The organism is Microbacterium sp. AC026 (assembly GCF_979258475.1).
Genome location: NZ_OZ409857.1, coordinates 1,733,636 through 1,753,172 on the forward strand (window position 1 = coordinate 1,733,636; position 19,537 = coordinate 1,753,172).

Here is a 19,537-nt window from a genome sequence, read left to right on the forward strand (position 1 = left end):
GGAGCAACCGACGGGGGTCCCCTGGGGCGTACCCCGAGGACCCCCTCCGGAACTCAGTCGGCGATGGTCGCGGCGTCGATCACGAAGCGATAGCGCACGTCAGAGGCGAGCACGCGCTCGTACGCCTCGTTGATCTGCGATGCGCTGATGATCTCGATCTCGGCTGCGATGCCGTGTTCGGCGCAGAAATCGAGCATCTCCTGGGTCTCCTGGATGCCGCCGATGTTGGACCCCGCGAGCGATCGACGCCCGCCGATCAGAGACGAGACGTTCACTGAGAGCGGTTCTGCGGGGGCTCCCACGCAGACCATCGACCCGCCCACGTCGAGCAGACCGAGGTAAGCGCGGAGGTCGACGACCGCGCTGACCGTGTTGAGGATGACGTCGAACGACCCGCGCAGCGAGCGGAACGTCTCGGGATCGCTCGTCGCATAGTAGTGATCGGCACCGAGACGGAGGCCGTCATCCTTCTTGCTGAGCGTCTGCGACAGCACGGTGACCTCTGCTCCGAGAGCGTGCGCGATCTGCACGCCCATGTGGCCGAGTCCGCCGAGGCCGACGACCGCCACGCGCGTGCCGGGTCCGACGTTCCAGTGCCGCAGCGGGGAGTACGTGGTGATTCCTGCGCAGAGCAGGGGTGCCGCGACGTCGAGCCCGAGCGCGTCGGGGATGCGCACGGCGAAGGACTCGGTCACCACGACCTGCTCGGAGTATCCGCCCTGAGTGACGCTGCCGTCACGGTCGGTGCTGCCGTAGGTGAAGATCGCACCGTTGGAGCAGAACTGCTCGTCGCCGCGCAGGCAGTTGCGGCATTCTCCGCACGAGTTCACGAGACAGCCGACGCCGACCCGATCGCCGACGGCGTGCTTGGTGACATCCGATCCGATGGCCGCGACGGTTCCGGCGATCTCGTGTCCGGGTGCGAGCGGGTACTGCTGCGGCCCCCAGTCTCCGCGCACCGTGTGGATGTCGGAGTGGCAGATACCGGCGAACGCGATGTCGATCAGGATGTCGTTCGGGCCGAGCTCGCGGCGCTCGATGACGGTCTTCTCGAGCGGTGCGGCCTCGCTGGGTGCGGCATAGGCGGTGACACGGGTCATCTCGGACTCCTCTGATCGGTGCGGATGGGCCAGATCGACACTACTCGCGCCCTCCTCTGCGGCACCTGACCGCCCACGACGGAGGCCGGGACCACTGATCCCGGCCTTCGTCAGCGGAGCGAGGAGGAAACCTCAGCGCTTCGCGTTCTTCTTGAGCGCCTTCTCCAGCACAGGGGCGTCACCGGATGCCGCGAGCGCCGCGTAGTACTCCCGAGCCTCGTCCTGCCGCACGCGCTCGGCGCCGGAGGCGATGGGCGCCCGGACGTGCTCCGGCTCGTAGCCGAACGCGTCGACCAGGTCGAGTGCGTACGGACGGAGCCTGGCGCACAGACGGTCGATGTATCGCGAGACCGCGGCGGCGCGCTGCGTCGAGAGACGCCCGTGGATGAGGTGCCAGGCGAGGTGCTTCTCGATGAGCTGCAGACCGAAGAGGTCGCGCAGCCACGTGAGCACCTTCTTGGTGTCGGCGTCGTCGACGCGGTGGACGGCATCCGTGAACGCCTCCCACTGCAGCAGCTCACCGTGCGCACGGGCCGCGTCGATCAGCTCGGCCTGATTCTCGTTGAACAGCTTCGCGCCGAGGGCCTTGTCCTTGCCCGCCGGACGCAGCCGGCCGGCGATGTCGGCGACCATCTGCTGCACGCGCTCGGCGAGCAGCTGGTGCTGCTGCTCCTCGCGCAGACCGTTCTCGACCGAACGCGAGACCTGACCGAGGTCGACGACCGACTGGCCGAACTGACGAAGGCCTGCGCCGTGGAACAGCTTGCCGGCGGTCATGCCTACGGCGAACTTGGCCAGGGCCGCAGCATCCTTGCCGGTGAACTGCTTGGCGTAGTCGGTGAGCAGCCGCTTGCCGACCAGCTGGAGGAGCACATTGTTGTCGCCCTCGAAAGTGACATAGATGTCGAGGTCGGCGCGAAGTCCCACGAGACGGTTCTCGAACATGAAGCCCGCTCCGCCGCAGGCCTCGCGAGCCTCCTGGAGAGTGTCGAGCGCGTGCCAGGTCGACAGCGGCTTGAGGGCTGCCGCCAGGGTCTCGAGGTCCTCACGGTCATCAGGGGTGTCGATGCGGCCGGAGAACACGCCGTCGAACTTCTGCAGGAACTCGTCGTGCGCGAAGATCTGCGCGTAGGTCGTCGCCAGGCGCGGCAGCAGGCGGCGCTGGTGCTTGCCGTAGTCCATGAGCACGACCTCCTGGCCGTCCGCTCCGTCGAACTGGCGGCGCTGCGTCGCGTAGGTGATCGCGATCTTCAGCCCGAGAGCCGAAGCCCACGACGCGGCGCCGTCGAGCGAGACCCGTCCCTGCACCAGCGTGCCGAGCATCGTGAAGAAGCGGCGACCGGGGCTGTCGATCGCGCTCGAGTACGTGCCGTCGGCCGCCACATCGCCGTACTTGTTCAGCAGGTTCGTGCGGGGGATGCGGATGTGGTCGAAGCTGAGGCGGCCGTTGTCGATGCCGTTGAGCCCGCCCTTGAGTCCGTCATCCTCACGACCGATGCCGGGAAGATCGACGCCGTCTTCGCCGCGCAGCGGCACGTAGAAGCAGTGCACCCCGTGGTTCACGCCGTTCGTGATCAGCTGAGCGAACACCGTCGCCGCCACGCCGTGCAGCGCCGCGTTGCCGAGGTACTCCTTCGTCGCGCCGCGGAACGGCGTGTTGATCACGAACTCCTCGGTGCTCGGGTCGTACGTGGCGGTGGTGCCGACCGCTGCCACGTCGGAGCCGTGCCCGATCTCGGTCATCGCGAAGGCACCGGGGATCGAGAGATCCATGACACCGGGCAGCCACTTCTCGTGGTGCTCGGCGGTGCCGAGCTGCAGGATGGCGGAGCCGAACAGCCCCCACTGCACTCCCGACTTGATCTGCAGACTCGGATCGGCGACGACGAGCTCCTCGAAGCCGGCGATGTTGCCGCCGTTGTTGTCTTCTCCGCCGAGTGCGGTCGGGAACGCCCGGTGCACTGCCTTGTTCTCGACGAGCAGGTGCAGCTGGCTGAGCACACGCTCGCGGTGCTCGTCCTTGCTCAGCGCGTCATCGCGCCAGAACGCCGAATCCTTGATCAGCTCGCGCGCCTCGCGGCGCGTGTCGGCCCAGGTGCCCATCAGCAGATCGGTGACCCGGGCGACATCGAACCTCAGGTTCGCATCTGCGCTGTCGGTGTGCGGGCGAGTCGTCTTCGGACGGACGGCGGCGTCGACCATGAGCGTTCCTCTCAGAGGGAAGTAGGGATACTCCCATGGTAGGTCTGCCACAACCAGGAGCGAACTGCTGTGTGCGCATCCTCCAACAAGCTCCCGGGACGGCGCCCGGTCGGATTGTCGTCAGACCACAGTCTCAGCCCAGCCGCAGTCTCAGGCCTCGACGCGTGCGGGCGTGGGAGGCGCGGTCTGCGCCTGCTCCCACCGCCGTCTCGTCCCTTCGCTCAACCGCGCCCACGTCCGATCGCGGATGAAGATCGAGTCGATCGCGATCATCGTCAGCGAGAACCACGGCAGCCCCATCAGCACGCCGATGCCGATATGGAAGGAGAGGATGCCGATGAGGCCGATCAGCCGAGTGGGCCGCGTGAGCAGCATCAGCGGGAACGCCACCTGCAGGATGATCGAACCCCAGGTCGCCGCGACGACCATCGGGCCCCAGGTCGTGACCAGGTCGCTCAGCACCGGCCACGTGCCGAACCGAGCGGTCTGCAGCGGGTTGTACACCGCGTAACCCTCTTCCCAGGGCGCACCTCCCGCCTTGTAGAGAGCACCCGATGCGTACACGAAGCACACCTGCGCGGTCAGCGCCACGAGTGCCAGATTGTGGAAGACCGTTCCCAGGAGGGCGGGCTGGCTTCCCGGAGCGAACCACTCCCCCTTCTTGGCGCGACGTCTGGCATCGATCGACCAGCGAGCGGCCGGGTCGGCGAAGAACAGCAGGAGCAGCGCGATGCGGAACATGTTGTCGCCCTGATCGCCCACCGTGTCGTTCGCCTCGATGAACCCGACCCAGAGGCAGAAGAACACCGGGAGGACGATCCGGAAACGCCAGCCGAGGACGAACAGCACCGCCAGCACGCCGAGCAGCAGATAGAGGGCGGTGTAGAGCGCGTCATTGCCCATCGCGGCATGGAACGCGCTGAAGATCCAGATCTTCGGGAACTCGCTGACGGGTTCGGCGAGTTCGCCGTTCCACGCCGACCCCGAGCCGAACGTATAGAGACGAGTGCTGAAGTTCGACGCGAGCAGGCCGATCGCCGTGACGCCGAAGAGGATGCGGGTGACCGCGAGACCGTAGAGGGCCTTCTTGCCGTTGAAGAGCCAGTCCCCCACGAACGCGGAGATCCGGTCGATCGCCGAGAGGACCATCGACCACAGTCCGCCGATCATCGACGAGGCGAAGCTCAGCAGGCGGGTCACGAAAGACCGGGGAGGCGGGGCGGCAGGCGCACCCGAAGGCGCGGGCATGCGCGGCGGCGAAGGCTCGGGGGCAGAGGCGGGAGGAGCGGATGCCGGAGCGGGCGCCGTCACGGTCGACCGCCCGGCAGCATCCTTCTTCCGGTTCCGGTTCCGGTTCGCGGCGCCGTTCGTCTGGGGCGCGGTCTTGGTGGGCGCGCTCACGGCTGGATCCTCTCGAACTGGGCGCGGAAGGTGTTCGCGAAGTTCTCGCGACTCTGCCCTTCCTCTTCTATAGGCAGGCGCCACCCAGTGGTCGAGAACGTGGGGTCGGGGCGCTGCGCGCTCGGATCGTTGCGATCCGCATAGGGCACCACGTTCTGGCGGCTCACGCGGTACTGGACCTTGATGACGGAGTCGGCGCCCCAGATCGCATAGGCCACCTGGGTAGCGTAGGCGGTGGAGAGGTGCTCTTCCGCCATGTACGCGTCGGTCGACGGGTTGTCGCCCTCGAGTTCGTCGAAGGAGCGCACCATCCACTCCTCCCAGCCATCCTCGGCGAAGTCGAGCCCGACGACGGCCTTCTGGTCGTCGTCCAGCTTGTTGTAGGCGTTCATCTGGCCGCTCGCGACCTCGCTCGACTGGATCCCCGCTCGGGGCGGGAAGAGGTTGTAGCGGATCATCGAGAGCTCGACGTCGGTGGCGCTCACCCACCCGGTCTCGATCTCCTCACCGTCCTTCTCGATGACGGCACGCACGTTGAAGTGGTAGTCGCCGCTGATGGGCTCGGGCGCGAAGACGCTCCACGACTGACCGAACATCGGCAGCATGTACCCGGCGAGGACTTCTTGCGTGGGGATCTCGCGGAGCGCCGAGTACGGAGCGATCCACAGGAACGACGCCCCCACGTGCCACAGGGTGAGCAGACACGCGGCGAACGCGATGAGCTTCACCCACCAGGTCGGGCGCGGTCGAGGGGCGGTCGCGGCGACCGCCGCATCCTGCACTTCGGGTGAGGTCTCAGTCATCGTGCCCATCCACATCCTTCTCACCGCTGAAGGTCGGGGCCGCCGCAGCGACGGCCCCGACCTCTCAGCGTTCCTGCACTGCGTTACTCCGTCTGGACGAGCGGCCGTCTGGAACGCGCGACCCTTGTCATCCCGAGTCCGAGCATCAGCAGCAGAGCCGCCAGCGCGATCCACCCGCCCTGGATCTCACCACCGGTGGTGGCGAGGCCCGTGGCCACGACCTGGAACGAGGCCGACACGCTGCCGGAGGTCGCTCCGGTCAGTGTCACGGCGTGGGTTCCGAGGTCGGTGCCGGAGGGGATCGTCCAGGTGAAGGTGACCGTGCCCTGCGCATCGGCGACCTGGGTGCCCAGTGCGATCGGCTCGGACGTCATCACACCGGTGACGGACTCGCCGGGCTGGAACCCGGTGCCGACCGCCGTCTGCTTCTCACCGCGCTCCAGAACCGGGACCTTGATCGTGATGGCGATCGGTCCGGTCGGGTCGGCTGCCGCGTCTGCAGACGCCGAGGCCTCAGCAGTCGCCGAGGCGGATGCCTCGGCGGCAGCCTCAGCGGAGGCATCAGCCGCCGCCGACGCGGACGCCGTGGCCGACGACGAGGCGTTGGCCGCCGCGGCCGCCGACGCGGTCGGATCAGCATCTGCCGCCGCGGACGCGTCAGCCGCACTCGTCGAGGTCGCATCGTTCTGCGCCGCCGCCTGAGCGGCCGCTGCAGCAGACGCGTCCGCATCCGTCGTGGCCGTGGCCGAGGCATCCGTGGATGCGTCGTCCGTCGCCGCCGCAGACGCGGCCGCATCAGCCGTCACGTCAGCCGCCGCCGAAGCGGAACTCGTCGCATCGGCCAGAGCCGCAGCGACAGCCGCCGCCTGCGCCGCCGCGTTGCTGTCGTCATCAGCCTGAGCCGACGCCGCAGCGGATGCCGAGGCGTTGGTGTCGACCTCAGCCGACGGGTCGGCCGCAGCCGAGGCATCAGCCGTAGCCGCAGCGTCAGCCGTGGTCGCAGCGGAAGCCTCGACCTCTGCCTCAGCGGAAGCGTCAGCCGCCGCCGTCGCGGACGCCGTGGCCGACGACGAGGCGTTGGCCGCCGCGGCCGCCGACGCGTTCGGGTCGGCATCTGCCGCCGCGGACGCGTCAGCCGCACTCGTCGAGGTCGCATCGTTCTGCGCCGCCGCCTGAGCGGCCGCTGCAGCAGACGCGTCCGCATCCGTCGTGGCCGTGGTCGAGGCATCCGTGGATGCGTCGTCCGTCGCCGCCGCAGACGCGGCCGCATCAGCCGTCACGTCAGCCGCCGCCGAAGCGGAACTCGTCGCATCGGCCAGAGCCGCAGCGACAGCCGCCGCCTGCGCCGCCGCGTTGCTGTCGTCATCAGCCTGAGCCGACGCCGCAGCGGATGCCGAGGCGTTGGTGTCGACCTCAGCGGACGGGTCGGCCGCAGCCGAGGCATCGGCCGTGGCGACTGCATCGGAAGATGCGTCGGTCGATGCACTGGCGATCGCCGCCGCGCTCGAGTTCGATGCTGCGCTCGTCGAGGCGTCCGATGTCGCCGAGGCCTCAGCCGCGGTATCCGTCGTCGCGTCGGCCAGCGCCGCAGCCTGAGCCGCTACCGCCGCACCGGCGTTCGCCTCCGAGGTGGCGTCCGCCGTCGCTGCCGTGGACGATGTCGCCGTCGCCGCCGACTCCGCCGCAGCCTCAGCCGTCGGGTCAGCCGCAGCCGATCCCTCTGCCGTGGCATCCGCGAACGCCGCCGCCTGCGCGGCCGCTTCAGCGATCGCGTCGGTCGATGCATCCGCGTTCGCCGACGCGGATGCCGACGCCGCCGCGTTCGTGTTGGCCGCAGCCTCGGACGAGGCATCCGTCGACGAGTCGGCGATGGCCGCCGACTCCGACGACGCCGCCGAGTTCGACTCCGCCGCCGTCGATGCATCCGCGTTCACGTCATCCGACGCGTCGGCCTGAGCCGCCGCCTGCGCAGCAACTGCCGCCGAGGCGTTGGCCGTCGACGTGACATCGGTCGTCGCGGCCGACGAGGCATCCGGCGTCGCCGCCGCATCCGCCGCCGAGGTGGCGTCCGAGGTCGCCGCCGCTGAGGCCGCCGACGTCGCGTCTGCGAGGGCCGCGGCCTCAGCCGCCGCCTGCGCCGACGGGTCGCCGTCTGCGGTCGCGTCAGCCGAAGCGGATGCCGATGCAGCCGCGTTGGTGTTGACGTCACCCGGGTCGCCTGCGGTCACCTCGGTGGTGTCCGTGTCGCTGGACGCGCCGGATGTCGCGGTGAGCAGGTAGCCCGCGCCGGGCTCGGCATCAGCCGGAACCGGGTAGTTCTCCGTGAACGCACCGAACTCGTCAGTGGTCGCGATGACCGGGCCTCCGATGTCCGCTCCCCGCCTGGCGCGGTGAGCTGCAGCGACACGGTGGAGTTCACCGGCCAACCCGTGCCGGTGACGGCGAGGTTGGTGCCTGCCGGAACCGACGCGGCCGCGTCGACGACGACAGGAGCAGCCGTCACCTCGGTCGTGTCGGTGGCTGTCTGCGTGCCCGCGCTCGCGGTGACCGTGTATCCCGTGCCCGCGGGAGTTCCCGCCGGCACCGGATAGTCGATCGCGAAGCCGCCGAGAGCACCGGTCGTCACCGTCTGGGGCGTGCCGATGACCGCACCACCGGGCGCTGTCAGCTGCACGGTGACCTCGGTGTCAGCCGGCCACTCCGCACCGGTGATCGCCAGGTCCGTGCCGGCCTCGACGGTCGCGGCCGCGTCGACGGTCGCCGCTGCGGTCACCTCCGTCGTGTCGGTCGCCGTCTGCGTGCCGACGGTCGCGGTGATCGTGTAGCCCGTGCCCGGCGTCGCCGAGGCGGGAACCGGGTAGTCGAGCGTGAACCCGCCGTCGCCATCGGTCGTGACCGTCTCAGGACCGCCGACGGTCGCTCCGCCCGGAGCGGTCAGCTGCACCGAGACCTCGGTGTTCGCCGGCCAGCCGGTGCCGGTGACGGGAAGGCTCGTGCCCGCCTGCACCGTGTCCGCGGCATCCACCGCTGCCGCGGCGGTCACCTCGGTCGTGTCCTCAGCCGTCTGGCCGCCGACCGTCGCGGTCACGGTGTACCCCGTGCCCGGGGTCGCCGACGCGGGAACCGGGTAGTTCAGCGTGAACCCGCCGTCGCCATCGGTCGTGACCGTCTCGGGACCCCCGACGTCAGCGCCGTCCGGGTCCGTCAGCTGCACCTCGACGACGGTGTTGGCCGGCCAGTTCGCACCGGTGATGGGGAGAGAGGTTCCCGCCTGCACCGTGTCGGCCGCATCCACCGCAGCGGCGGCCGTCACCTCGGTGGTGTCGATCGCCGTCTCGGCGCCAGCGGTCGCGGTGACCGTGTAGGCCGTGCCGGGCGTCGCCGATGCGGGCACCGGGTAGGAGAGCGTGAACTCACCGTCGCCGTTCGTCGTGACCGTCTCGGGGCCACCGACGTCCGCGCCTCCGCCCGGAGCCGTCAGCTGCACCGAGATCTCGGTGTTCGCCGGCCAGTTGGAGCCGGAGACCGCGAGATCGGTGCCTGCCTGAACGGTCGGCGCCGCATCGATCGAGGCGACCGGAGCGTTCGTCACCTCGGTGGTGTCCGTCGCCGTCTGCGCGCCCAGCGTCGCGGTGACCGTGTAGCCGGTTCCCGCAGGAGTTCCGGCCGGAACGGGGTAGCCGAGCACGAAGGCACCCGACCCGTCCGTCGTGACGAGCTCGGGGCCGCCGATGTTCGCGCCGCCGCCGGGAGCGGTCAGCTGCACCGAGATCTGTGTGTTCGCGGGCCAGTTGGTGCCCGAGACGCCGAGGTCGGTTCCGTCCTGCACGGCAGGTGCCGCATCGATCGCTGCCGCGGCGGTCACCTCGGTGGTGTCCGTCGCCGTGCTGGTGCCGTCGGTCGCCGTGACGATGTAGCCGGTGCCGGGCACGGTCGAGGCCGGGATGAAGACCGTGCCGGTGAAGTTGCCCGACGCGTCGGTGGTCACCGGCGCTGATTCGTTGACCGGAGTTCCGTCCGGTGCTGCCACCTGGATCGTCACCTGGGTGTTGGCCGGCCAGCCGGAGCCGGTGACCGGAAGATCGGTTCCGGCCTGCACGGTGGTTGCGGCGTCGATAGCCGCGACTGCCGCCGCCGCTGCCTTGACGGTCGACGACGCGAGATCGAGTTCGACCCCTCCGCCCACGGCCGGGAGCAGATCGATGGCGAGCGCCCGCACGGTGAAGCTGTCACCGGGGATGTCTCCCGGCTCGGACTGCTCGTTGATCGTGATGGTCGCGATGCCGGACAGCACGCCCTGCAGCACGGGGTCCAGCGTCGAGAGCACGGGGCCGGTGACCGCTGCGAGGGCCGGCTGGACGAGCGGGATGACGCTGGTCAGCGCGGTGTTCACCAGAGGGCCGGTGGTCGTGGTGACCGCCGTGGTCACAGCGCTCACCACCGGGTTGAGCAGCGCACCGATGTTGAGCCCGGCGAGCGAGATGTCGGTGGTCACCGTCGGAACCGGCGTGGCCGTGCCCGCGAACTGAGCGAGCGAGCCGGCGATCGTGACATCGCCGGAGACCAGGTCGATCCCGGTGAGCGGGTTGGTGAGATCCACCCCGACGGTGAGCGTGACCGCCAGCGAGTCGAGGGTGGAGTCGAGGATGGTCGCGACCTTGCCGTTGAGGCTGTTCGGGTGCGTTCCGGTCAGAGCAGAGGTGATCCCCTGCTGGATGGCGGCGATCGTCGTCGCAGACAGCACAGGGGTGTTCGCGGGAAGCGAGTTGAGGTCGGCTCCTGCGCCCGTCTCCACGAGGATCTGAGCGAGGTCGACCGAGATCGTCCCGTCGCTCAGGTCGACGAGCACCGAGCCCGTGGTGTTCTCGAGCGGCTCCGTCAGGAGCTCCGTGACGACCGTCGCCCCGACTGTGTCGAGGCCGGCGATAGCGACCGTTCCGCCCGTCGCCTCGAAGGCGGCGACGAGGGGCACATCCGGAATCGCGTTGATCGTGTTGACCACGGTCGTGACGAGCCCGGTGAGCGCTCCGCCGGGACCGGCGAGGTCGCTGACCGGGGTCACCGTGCCCTGGATGGCCGTGCCCAGAGTGGTCGCGAGCCCCGCGACCAGGTTGCTGTGCAGGTCGAGGTCCAGGCCCGCGATGCGGTATTCGGAGCCGGCGACGCCGGCGTTCGACTCCGCCCGCGATGCGAGGGCTCCGATGCCGACCGACGCTTCGTCGAGGACGGCGTCGGTGAGACCGGCGACGCTGAGCTGGTCGAAGAGATCGGTGAGTTCGAGGGTGGCGGGGTTGACGCTTCCGTCGATCGCCCCCGCATCGATCGCACCACCGGAGGTGATCGCGCCGGAGGACGCGATCGACTGGGTCTGCGTGGGTGAGGAGCTGAAGCTCTGCGCGCCCCCCAGATCGCCCAGCTGCAGCAGACCGGGCGACGTGCCGTCGGTCAGCAGCGGCACGTTGAGCGTGCCCACGTCGATGCTGAGCGCCTCGAGCACGTCGAGGTCGAGACCGCCGAGCTCAGGGCCGACCGCGGCCGGGTTGCTCGTCAGCGTGTGCCCGAGTGCGGCGACGTCCAATCCGCCGAGCAGGTCGGCCGGCAACTGGATGATCTGTCCCTGCGCGACCGACGGATCGTTCGGATTCGCGTCATCGAGCGCATTCGCCGCCGTCGGTACCAGTGCACCCGCAAGGATCATCGCGCCGACGGTCACGCCGGCGATGCCTCCCCCGATGGCTCTGCGTCGCCGCAGAGTCTTCCCTCCAAGAATTCCATTCGCCTCTCCCGTGATGCAGATGTTCCGCGTCACAAGGCCCTCCCCAGGCGTCGACAGGTGCCGACCGAGCGCATGTCCAGACAGTATTGCCGGATCGAGAATGTTAAGTCCAGCGATTGTCCAGTGATCTTTCAGGAAACGTCATCAGATGAGACATTTCGTCATCGGTCATTGAGACCTGCCCACAGGTCTGTCGGCGAGGACGTCTTTTCCAGGACGAATAGGAGGGGTCCAGCGCACTCCGCGCAGGCGCGACACGCACTCCGGCCACACGACGAAACCGCCCCGCAGACCGAGGTCTGCGGGGCGGTTCAGGGCGCGAAGCGAGGGCTACAGAGCGAGCCCGTCGCCGAATCGGAAGAGCGGATCAGCGGTGTCGAACGGCACATCGGGTCGCGAGGCGACGACCGCGGCCATCGACCTCGGCAGGTCGAACGGGAGCCTGCCCTGCGCGCTCGCGACGCCGCTCAGCACATCGAGCAGCGCCGCCCCTGAGACCCCCCAGTTGACGGTGACGGCCGCCGCACCGGCCACGATCGGTTCGAGAATGGGCGGTCGATCGGCGAGCACATCGACCACGGTCGGCACGGCTCCGGCGATGGCGCCGACATGCGCGAGCACCTCGTCGGAGAACTCGAGCGACCCCGCATGGAAGAAGTTCTCGAAGGTCGTGTCGCGCTGCTCGAACGGCGCCTGGAGACGGAGGATCGCCAGGTCGGCCTCGTCGACGGTCGCCACGACGTCGCCGTACGCGGCTGCGACGGATGGTTCGATCCCCTCGACGTAGAGCTTGATCCCGGGGGCGAAGGGCAGCGAGCCATCGTTCGTCAGCACGGTCACGGAGGCGCGCTGGGCCGCCTCTCCCGCGGCGCGGAACTCCGCGCTGCCGACGATCTCGTCCGCCGCGTCCTCGTCGACGAACGGGTTCTCGAAGAGCCCGAGCTCGAACTTCTCCCGCAGGATCCGTCGCGCGGAGAGGTCGAGCCTCTCCTCCGAGACCGAGCCCTCGGCGACCAGCCCGAGCAGCAGTTCGGGGCAGTCCTCGCCACCGAACTGATCGACACCCGCATCGAGCACCTTGAGCATCCGCTCTCGCGGCGTCAGATCCTCCACGCCCCAGGCGCGGGCAGGGAACGGCTGGCCGAAGATCTCCGCATCGTTGATCAGACCCCAATCGGTGCACACCAGGCCGTCGAACCCGAATCGCTCGCGCAGCAGCCCGGTGATCACCGACCTGTTGAAGCCGAACCCGACCTCCTCGTACTCGGTGCCGACGGGCATGCCGTAGTACGGCATCATCTGACGCGTGCCGGCGGCCAGTGCATCCTCGAAGGGCTTGAGGTGCAGGTCGAACGCACCCCCGGGATACACCTGCTCCCGCCCGTACGGGAAGTGCGGGTCCTCGCCGTCGAGCTGCGGCCCGCCGCCGGGGAAGTGCTTGGTCATGGTCGAGACCGATCCGGGACCGAACGAGTCGCCCTGGAACCCGCGGATATATGCCGCTCCCAGAATGCCCGTCAATTCGGGGTCCTCTCCGAACGTCGCCGTCTGCCGCGCCCACCTCGGTTCGGTGGCGAGGTCGACCTGCGGGTGAAGGGCGACCCGCAGGCCGACAGCCGTATATTCCTGACGAGCGATATCTGCGAACCGTTCGACCAGCTCGGGGTCACGGGTGGCTGCGAGACCCAGGGTCTCCGGCCACTGCGAGAACGGTCCGGCGAGAATCGACGCCCCGGGATTCTCGCTGAACGAATGCCGCGGGTCGGTCGACAGCGTGACCGGGATGCCGAGCCGGCTCGAGGCCGCCAGCCGCTGCAGCTCGTTCTGCCAGGCGGCTATCTCTCGCCCGGTGGGCGCCGCCCCCAGCAGGTTGAAGTGCGTCATGTTCTTGAGGTCGATGAACTCGCGGGCGCTCGGTGTGCCGAAGATCGGGTTCGCCTCATCGAGGTCTCCGATCGCGATCATCGTGTGGAAGAACAGTCCGGCCTTCTCCTCGACGGTCATCTCGTCGAGGAGGAGCTGCACTCTCTCATCGACCGGCAGGGCCGCGTCGAGCCACGGTCGGGCAGTGGTCACGTCGGTGTCGGTCATGGTCACTTGACTCCCTTGATGCGGTAGACGAGAACGGCGCCGGCGAGTGCGACGAGCGCTCCGAAGAGGTACCAGGTCGTGTAGCCGCCCAGCGGCGTCGCGGCGCCGAGAGCGATGATGCTCGGCGCGATGGCCGGGGCGATCGACTGGGGAAGGGCGTTGGCGATGTTGAGCACGCCGAGGTCCTTCGCCACGTCGTCGGGGTTGGGCAGCACTTCGGTCGCCAGCGCGAGATCGACCGACAGGAACGACCCGGCACCGAGTCCGATGATGGCCTGAGCGACGATGACGACGGCGATCGACGGAGCGATCGCGAGGATGACGAGGCCCACGACCATGATGACGCCGGCGATCGCGACGAACGGCCGGCGCTTGCCGATCTTGTCGGAGAGGAATCCGCCGAGCGGCGCGGAGATAGCCATCGCGGCCATGGAGGCGAGGTTGGCGATCAGGATCGTGCCGACTGCGCCCTGCTCGTCGAGCTGGAACTTGGTCACCAGGTAGAGCGGCAGGAAGGTGGCGATGCCCGCGTAGCCGAACATCACGAAGAACTTCGTGAGCCAGGTCCATCCGAAGTCGGGGTGCTTGCGGGGGTTGAACACGAACGAGCCGAAGAACGTGCCGACCGTGAAGCGCGTGGCGGGCTTCTCGGTGAGACGACGGTCCTTGAGGGTGAGCACGAACACGATGACGAGGATCAGCGCGATGGCACCGGGGACGAAGAAGCGCTCGAAGTCGCCGGGGAGGAAGTTGACGATGAAGCTGCCGGCGAGGATGCCGATGGGGGTCGTGATGCCGATGATGCCCGACACCTTGCCACGGCTCGAGACCGGCACCTGATCGGGCAGGGTCGCGTTGGCCGCCGCGAGCACGGCGTTCATGGATGCCTGCACGAGGCACCACGCGAGAAGAACGACGAGCACCGAGGTCGCGGCGCCGATGATCGCGAAGCCGCCGAGGCCGACGATCGCACCGCCGAGGATCCAGGGGCGACGCATGCCCCACCGCGAGGTCGTGCGGTCGGAGAGGCGACCGACGAGGGGATTCGCGATGAGCGCGAAGGCCGCACCGACACCCATCACCAGTCCGAGGCTCGCCTCGGTGTTGGTGGGGTCGAGCCGCTGGATCTTGAAGGCCATCGACACCATCACCGGGGTGAGCAGGGCGAGGTAGACGCCGAAGTTCACGGCGGCGAGTCCGGGGGTGTAGCCACGGGGCGTCTTCAGCGGGGTGGTGCCGGGAACTTTGAAACCGGTCGTTCCTACGGCGGCCGCGGTGGCGGCCGATGACAGCTCTGTCACGGGTGGATCCTTTCGGGCAAGGTGCGCCGGTCATCTGCGACACGACGTGAGGATGACAATACCGGAATATCGACCGATTGGTAAGTGAATGTCTACCGATTGGTAATGAGAGAGAATGAGAGGGAAGGGTGGACGGGATGACGACAGCAGCCACGACGGGCTCGCGCCAGGCGCGCGCCGCGGCCACGCGTCAGCGGATCGTGGACGCGGCCCGAGAGCTCTTCGTCTCGAACGGATACCGTTCGACGTCCCTGCGCGACATCGCCGCCGCGGCATCCGTGAGCCATCCGGGGCTGCTCGGACACTTCGCGTCGAAGGACGACCTGCTCGCCGAGGTCGTCGCCGGTTTCGAGGACGACAACGAACGGGCATTCGACCTGCTCGCTGCGGCATCCGATTCCGGTGAACTGATCTTCGCGGACGTGGCTCGACGCAACGCGCGCACCCCCGGCTACCTCGAGCTCTTCGCCGCACTCACCGGGGAAGCATCCGCCTCCGGACACCCGGCGCACGAGCGGATGCGCCAGCGGTATGCACGCCTGCACCGCCTCAGCACGGATGTCCTCGAAGATGCGGCGCTGCATGGGACGATCGGCGCCGACCGCGACGTCGCGGACGAGTCCGTGCGTCACAGCGCGGGCTGGGACGGGCTGCAGCTGATCTCTCAGTATCTGCCTGAGCGGGTCGACGTCGTGCAGATGCTCGAGGAGCGCGAAGCCCTGTGGGCACTGCCCTACGGGTGGCGGGATGCCGACAGCCCCGACCCTTCTCCGACCGCTGCCGGCCCCCTGCCGCCTGTGTTCGGAGAGCCCGCCGTCGACGACTCCCCGGGATACGAGGTGGGACGGCGCCGCCGCGCGCAGATCCTCGCCGACGCCTCACGCCTGTTCTCCCAGGACGGCTACGGGGACACCAGTCTTCGGGACATCGCTCAGGCTGTCGGCGTCTCGAAGTCCACTCTGCTCCACCACTACCCGTCGAAGGAACTGCTGCTCAGCGCGGTGCTCTCCGAGCGCGACAGCGCGATCCGTGTGCGCAGCGAGTCCACCCATGCCGAGCGAGCCGCCGACGCGCTGCGCGCGATCCCGCTCGGAGCACGGGTGAGCGCACTCGACGAGCCCGGCCTCATCGAGGTCTACGCGGTGCTCTCCTGCGAAGCGGTGCCGGCCATGCACCCTGCGCACGACTACTTCGCCACGCGGTTCTCCCAGGCGATCGACTACTTCACCGAGCTGTTCCGTCTCGCCCGCATCGACGGCGATCTGCCCGAGCACCGCGACCCCGAGCACGAGGCGATCTGGCTGATCGCCCTGTGGGACGGCCTGCAGTACCAGTGGCTCTACGACCGCGGGGCCGTCGACGTCGGCGCCCACCTGCGCGCGCATCTCGAAGACGTGCTGCCGAGCTGAACGGCGCCCTGCGTCAGCCGGCCGCGATGACGGTGAGCACTCCCTCGCCGTAGGCATCCCGCTTCTTGGCGCCGATCCCCGTGATCCCGTCGAGGTCGGCCAGCGAAGCCGGACGATGCTCGGCGAGCGCACGCAGCGTCGCATCGCCGAAGACGATGTACGCCGGAACGCCCTGCTCGCGCGCCGTCTCGGCGCGCCACGCCCGCAGCGCCTCGAAGAGCGGGCGGTCGGACTGATCGAGCGCGTCCGCCGCACTCGCCTTGCGTGCCCGCGGCGACGAAGCGGGGCGTCCGATCGTGTCCTTGCGCAACGGCACCGGGGTCTCGCCCTTCAGCACGCCGGCCGACTGCTCGCCCGGAGCGAGCGTGCCGTAGTCGCCCTGCGCCACGATGATCCCCCGTGCGAGCAGCTGGCGGACGACGCTGCGCCAGTCCTGGTCGGAGAGGTCGGCGCCGATTCCATAGGTCGCGAGCTTCTCGTGCCCCTGCTGACGGATGCGCTCGGTCGAGGCTCCGCGGAGGATGTCGATCAGATGCCCGGCTCCGAAGGCCTGATTGCGCTCGCGCTTGAGCCGCACGATCGTCGAGAGCAGCTTCTGTGCCGGGATCAGGCCGTCGAAGGTCTCGGTCTCGTCGAGGCACGTGTCGCAGTTGCCGCACGGCTGCGAGTCCTGCCCGAAGTAGCCGAGAAGGTTCTGGCGGCGGCACTCGACCGTCTCGCACAGCGCGAGCATCGCGTCGAGGTGCTGCCCCAGGCGCATCTTGAACGTGCGATCGCCCGGGCTCTGGTCGATCATGCGGCGCTGCTGCACCACGTCGCCCAGGCCGTACGCCATCCAGGCGATCGACGGCTCGCCGTCACGGCCCGCGCGACCGGTCTCCTGGTAGTAGCCCTCGACGGACTTCGGCAGGTCGATGTGAGCGACGAAGCGCACATCGGGCTTGTCGATTCCCATGCCGAAGGCGATCGTCGCGACCATCACGACGCCGTCCTCGCGCAGGAACCGGGACTGGTTCTTCGCCCGCACCTCGGCCGGAAGACCGGCGTGATACGGCAGCGCGTCGAAGCCCTGAGCGGCGAGATAGGTCGCGGTCTGCTCGACGGACTTCCGGCTCAGCGCGTAGACGATGCCGACTGAGCCCTCCGGCTGCGCGCGGATGAACGAGACGAGCTGCTTGCGCGGATCGACCTTGGGCACGATCCGATACTGGATGTTGGGCCGGTCGAAGCTGGCCACGTAGTGCTGGGCGGCGTCGAGACGCAGTCGCTCGGTGAGCTCCTTGTGCGTCGCCCGGGTGGCAGTGGCCGTGAGCGCCATGCGCGGAACACCGGGGAACCGCTCGCCCAGATCGCCGAGTGCGAGGTAGTCGGGGCGGAAGTCATGACCCCACTGCGACACGCAGTGCGCCTCGTCGATCGCGATGACGCTGAGCGTGCCGCGCTGCAGCAGGGCGGTCGTCTGCGGCGAGGACAGCCGCTCGGGGGCGACGTAGATGAGGTCGAGCTCGCCGGCGACGTACGCCCGTTCGACCTCGCGCCGCTCTTCGATCGCCTGGGTCGAGTTGAGATAGGCGGCGTTGACGCCGTTGGCCCGGAGCGCGTCGACCTGGTCGTGCATGAGAGCGATGAGCGGGCTGATCACGAGGCCAGTGCCCTCGCGCACGAGTGCGGGCACCTGATAGGTGACGCTCTTGCCGCCGCCGGTGGGCATGAGCACGACAGCGTCACCGCCCGAGATGACCTGATCGACGATCGCGGCCTGATCGCCGCGGAACTCGTCGTAGCCGAAGACCGTGTGCAGCGCCTCGGCCGCAGTCGCGTATCGGCTGGGGGCCGCCTGTCGCGCGGCCGTCGCCGTCACCCCGGGAGCAGACGAGCGTGCGGATGACCGCGCGGACGCCGATCCGACCGGTGTCACGGGGCCCTGGCCCCAGTCGAGCGGCGGCTCGTACCCGGCGCCCTGCGGCTCCCAGTCCATCGGCTCGGGCGGCTCGGAGGGCTCCCACCCTGCGCCGTCCCACGGCTCGTCGGCGTAGGGCAGATCCTCGTACGGGTCACGGGGAGTCTGCGGCATCCCTCCAGCGTAACGACCCCCGCCGACGTCGGCCGCGCCTGTGGACGCTCAGCGGGCGTAGGTTTGTGGCAGACGCCCGAAGGAGCCCCGATGACCGACATCACCGTCACCCGCAACGACGACGCCTCCCGCTACGAGATCCACTCGGATGAGACGCTCGCGGGCTTCGCCGAGTTCGAGCTGCGTCCGGGCGCGATCCGCTTCATCCACACCGAGATCGACCCCGCGTTCCAGGGTCAGGGACTCGCGGGGATCCTCGCTGAGCGCGCCCTGACGGATGCCGCGGCATCCCGCGACGCGATCGTGCCGCTCTGCCCGTACATCGCGAAGTACCTGACGACGCATGAGATCCCGGGCGCCGAGATCCGCTGGCCCAAGCGGCCCGGCGCTGCTCCGACGGAGGCGTGATGATCGGCGAACGACGCATCGTGCTCGAGCCACGCGAGGTGCCGCTCGGCGGGGTGCGCGGGATGAACGTGCTGCGCGTGCTGCCGCATCGCAACCTCCCGACCATCGGGGCGTGGTGCTTCCTCGACCGGTTCGGCCCCGCCGACACCAGGATGCGGGTCGAACCGCATCCGCACATCGGGCTGCAGACCGTGACCTGGCCGCTGGTCGGAGAGATCCGTCACCGGGACTCGGTCGGCAGCGACGCCGACCTCCGCAGGGGCCAGCTGAACCTCATGACCGCCGGCAACGGCATCTCGCATTCGGAGTACTCGATCGGCGATGATCCGATCCCCCTCGACGCCCTGCAGTTCTGGGTGGTGCTGCCCGAGAGCGCACGGCACGGTGCTGCCGGTTTCGAACGGCACACCGAGCTGCCACAGCTGCCGCTCCCTGCCGACGAGGGTCAGGACGCCACCGCTACCGTCGTCCTCGGCGAGTTCGCCGGCACCTCATCGCCGGCCACCGTGCACACTCCGATCGTCGGCGCGGAGATCCGGATCCCCGCGGGCGCTCGTCTGCACCTGCCCTTGCGTTCGGGATGGGAGCACGGCCTCATGCTCGTCGAGGGTGATGCCGTCGTCGCCACGCACGGGATGTCGTCGAACGACATGCTGTACCTCGGCGACTCGAGGGACTCGGTCGAGGTGTCCAGCACACACGGAGCGCTGCTGTTCCTCATCGGCGGCGAGCCCTTCGAGGACGAGATCGTCATGTGGTGGAACTTCGCCGGACGCACGCACGAGGAGATCGTCGAGGCTCGCACCGAATGGGAGGCGGCCTCCGCGCGGTTCGGTGTCGTCGAAGGGCACGACGTCCGCATCCCCGCTCCGCCTCTTCCCGACGTGCGGCTGATGCCGCGCGGCCGCAAGATCTGACGGCTCTGACTGCGACACCGCGCCCCGCGCGCGACGCGACGCGGCCTCGACGCGG

Annotated in this window: 12 protein-coding genes; 3 read left to right on the plus strand and 9 right to left on the minus strand. The window is 69.2% G+C overall.

Annotated features, from left to right (window positions below):
* Nucleotides 1-53: 53 nt before the first annotated feature.
* From ACZZ93_RS08635 to ACZZ93_RS08670, 8 genes are all read right to left on the minus strand, one after another.
* A complete protein-coding gene (locus tag ACZZ93_RS08635; protein ID WP_053098655.1) occupies nt 54-1,100 on the minus strand; it encodes an NAD(P)-dependent alcohol dehydrogenase in 1,047 nt (348 codons plus the stop codon).
* 132 nt (nt 1,101-1,232) lie between these two features.
* Nucleotides 1,233-3,302 (minus strand): acyl-CoA dehydrogenase family protein, encoded by a 2,070-nt coding sequence (locus ACZZ93_RS08640; protein WP_463510877.1) that lies wholly within the window; start codon nt 3,300-3,302, stop codon nt 1,233-1,235.
* Between the two features lie 150 nt (nt 3,303-3,452).
* Nucleotides 3,453-4,703, minus strand: a complete 1,251-nt coding sequence (locus ACZZ93_RS08645; RefSeq protein WP_463510878.1) for an HTTM domain-containing protein — start codon at nt 4,701-4,703, stop codon at nt 3,453-3,455.
* Nucleotides 4,700-5,506, minus strand: coding sequence for a DUF5819 family protein (locus ACZZ93_RS08650; RefSeq protein ID WP_463510879.1), 807 nt, complete (start codon nt 5,504-5,506; stop codon nt 4,700-4,702). The genes ACZZ93_RS08645 and ACZZ93_RS08650 overlap by 4 nt, the downstream gene beginning before the upstream one ends.
* Before the next feature lie 83 nt (nt 5,507-5,589).
* The gene (locus ACZZ93_RS08655; RefSeq protein ID WP_463510880.1) at nt 5,590-7,734 is read right to left on the minus strand and encodes a hypothetical protein; all 2,145 of its coding nucleotides are present in this window, start codon (nt 7,732-7,734) and stop codon (nt 5,590-5,592) included.
* On the minus strand, nt 7,731-11,219 hold the full coding sequence (locus ACZZ93_RS08660; RefSeq protein WP_463510881.1) for a choice-of-anchor G family protein: 3,489 nt from the start codon (nt 11,217-11,219) through the stop codon (nt 7,731-7,733). Before ACZZ93_RS08660 ends, ACZZ93_RS08655 begins: the two co-directional genes overlap by 4 nt.
* A gap of 393 nt (nt 11,220-11,612) precedes the next feature.
* The gene (locus ACZZ93_RS08665; RefSeq protein ID WP_463510882.1) at nt 11,613-13,373 is read right to left on the minus strand and encodes a glycoside hydrolase family 3 protein; all 1,761 of its coding nucleotides are present in this window, start codon (nt 13,371-13,373) and stop codon (nt 11,613-11,615) included.
* Between the two features lie 2 nt (nt 13,374-13,375).
* The gene (locus tag ACZZ93_RS08670) at nt 13,376-14,674 is read right to left on the minus strand and encodes an MFS transporter (protein WP_187248898.1); all 1,299 of its coding nucleotides are present in this window, start codon (nt 14,672-14,674) and stop codon (nt 13,376-13,378) included.
* A gap of 137 nt (nt 14,675-14,811) precedes the next feature.
* Between ACZZ93_RS08670 and ACZZ93_RS08675 the strand changes: the two genes are divergently transcribed.
* Entirely contained in the window at nt 14,812-16,083 is a 1,272-nt protein-coding gene (locus ACZZ93_RS08675) for a TetR/AcrR family transcriptional regulator (protein WP_320489722.1), read from the plus strand.
* Between the two features lie 13 nt (nt 16,084-16,096).
* On the opposite strand, the gene recQ is transcribed toward ACZZ93_RS08675, so the two are convergent.
* Nucleotides 16,097-18,157: a DNA helicase RecQ gene (gene recQ, locus ACZZ93_RS08680; RefSeq protein WP_053098647.1), complete on the minus strand. Its 2,061-nt coding sequence runs from the start codon at nt 18,155-18,157 to the stop codon at nt 16,097-16,099.
* A gap of 90 nt (nt 18,158-18,247) precedes the next feature.
* Here recQ and ACZZ93_RS08685 point away from each other — a divergent pair, with 90 nt between their 5' ends.
* Both ACZZ93_RS08685 and ACZZ93_RS08690 read left to right on the plus strand, forming a co-directional pair.
* Complete coding sequence (locus ACZZ93_RS08685) at nt 18,248-18,565, plus strand: GNAT family N-acetyltransferase (protein ID WP_187248901.1); 318 nt, start codon at nt 18,248-18,250, stop codon at nt 18,563-18,565.
* Nucleotides 18,565-19,482, plus strand: a complete 918-nt coding sequence (locus ACZZ93_RS08690) for a pirin family protein (RefSeq protein ID WP_463507024.1) — start codon at nt 18,565-18,567, stop codon at nt 19,480-19,482. Before ACZZ93_RS08685 ends, ACZZ93_RS08690 begins: the two co-directional genes overlap by 1 nt.
* Nucleotides 19,483-19,537: the final 55 nt, after the last annotated feature.

Bases quoted from the DNA above. Each gene is read 5' to 3' on its own strand.
- ACZZ93_RS08665 (WP_463510882.1), bottom strand. From the start codon at position 13,373: ATGACCGACACCGACGTGACCACTGCCCGACCGTGGCTCGACGCGGCC.
- ACZZ93_RS08640 (WP_463510877.1), bottom strand. From the start codon at position 3,302: ATGGTCGACGCCGCCGTCCGTCCGAAGACGACTCGCCCGCACACCGAC.
- ACZZ93_RS08675 (WP_320489722.1), top strand. From the start codon at position 14,812: ATGACGACAGCAGCCACGACGGGCTCGCGCCAGGCGCGCGCCGCGGCC.
- ACZZ93_RS08650 (WP_463510879.1), bottom strand. From the start codon at position 5,506: ATGACTGAGACCTCACCCGAAGTGCAGGATGCGGCGGTCGCCGCGACC.
- recQ (WP_053098647.1), bottom strand. From the start codon at position 18,157: ATGCCGCAGACTCCCCGTGACCCGTACGAGGATCTGCCCTACGCCGAC.
- ACZZ93_RS08685 (WP_187248901.1), top strand. From the start codon at position 18,248: ATGACCGACATCACCGTCACCCGCAACGACGACGCCTCCCGCTACGAG.
- ACZZ93_RS08635 (WP_053098655.1), bottom strand. From the start codon at position 1,100: ATGACCCGTGTCACCGCCTATGCCGCACCCAGCGAGGCCGCACCGCTC.
- ACZZ93_RS08690 (WP_463507024.1), top strand. From the start codon at position 18,565: ATGATCGGCGAACGACGCATCGTGCTCGAGCCACGCGAGGTGCCGCTC.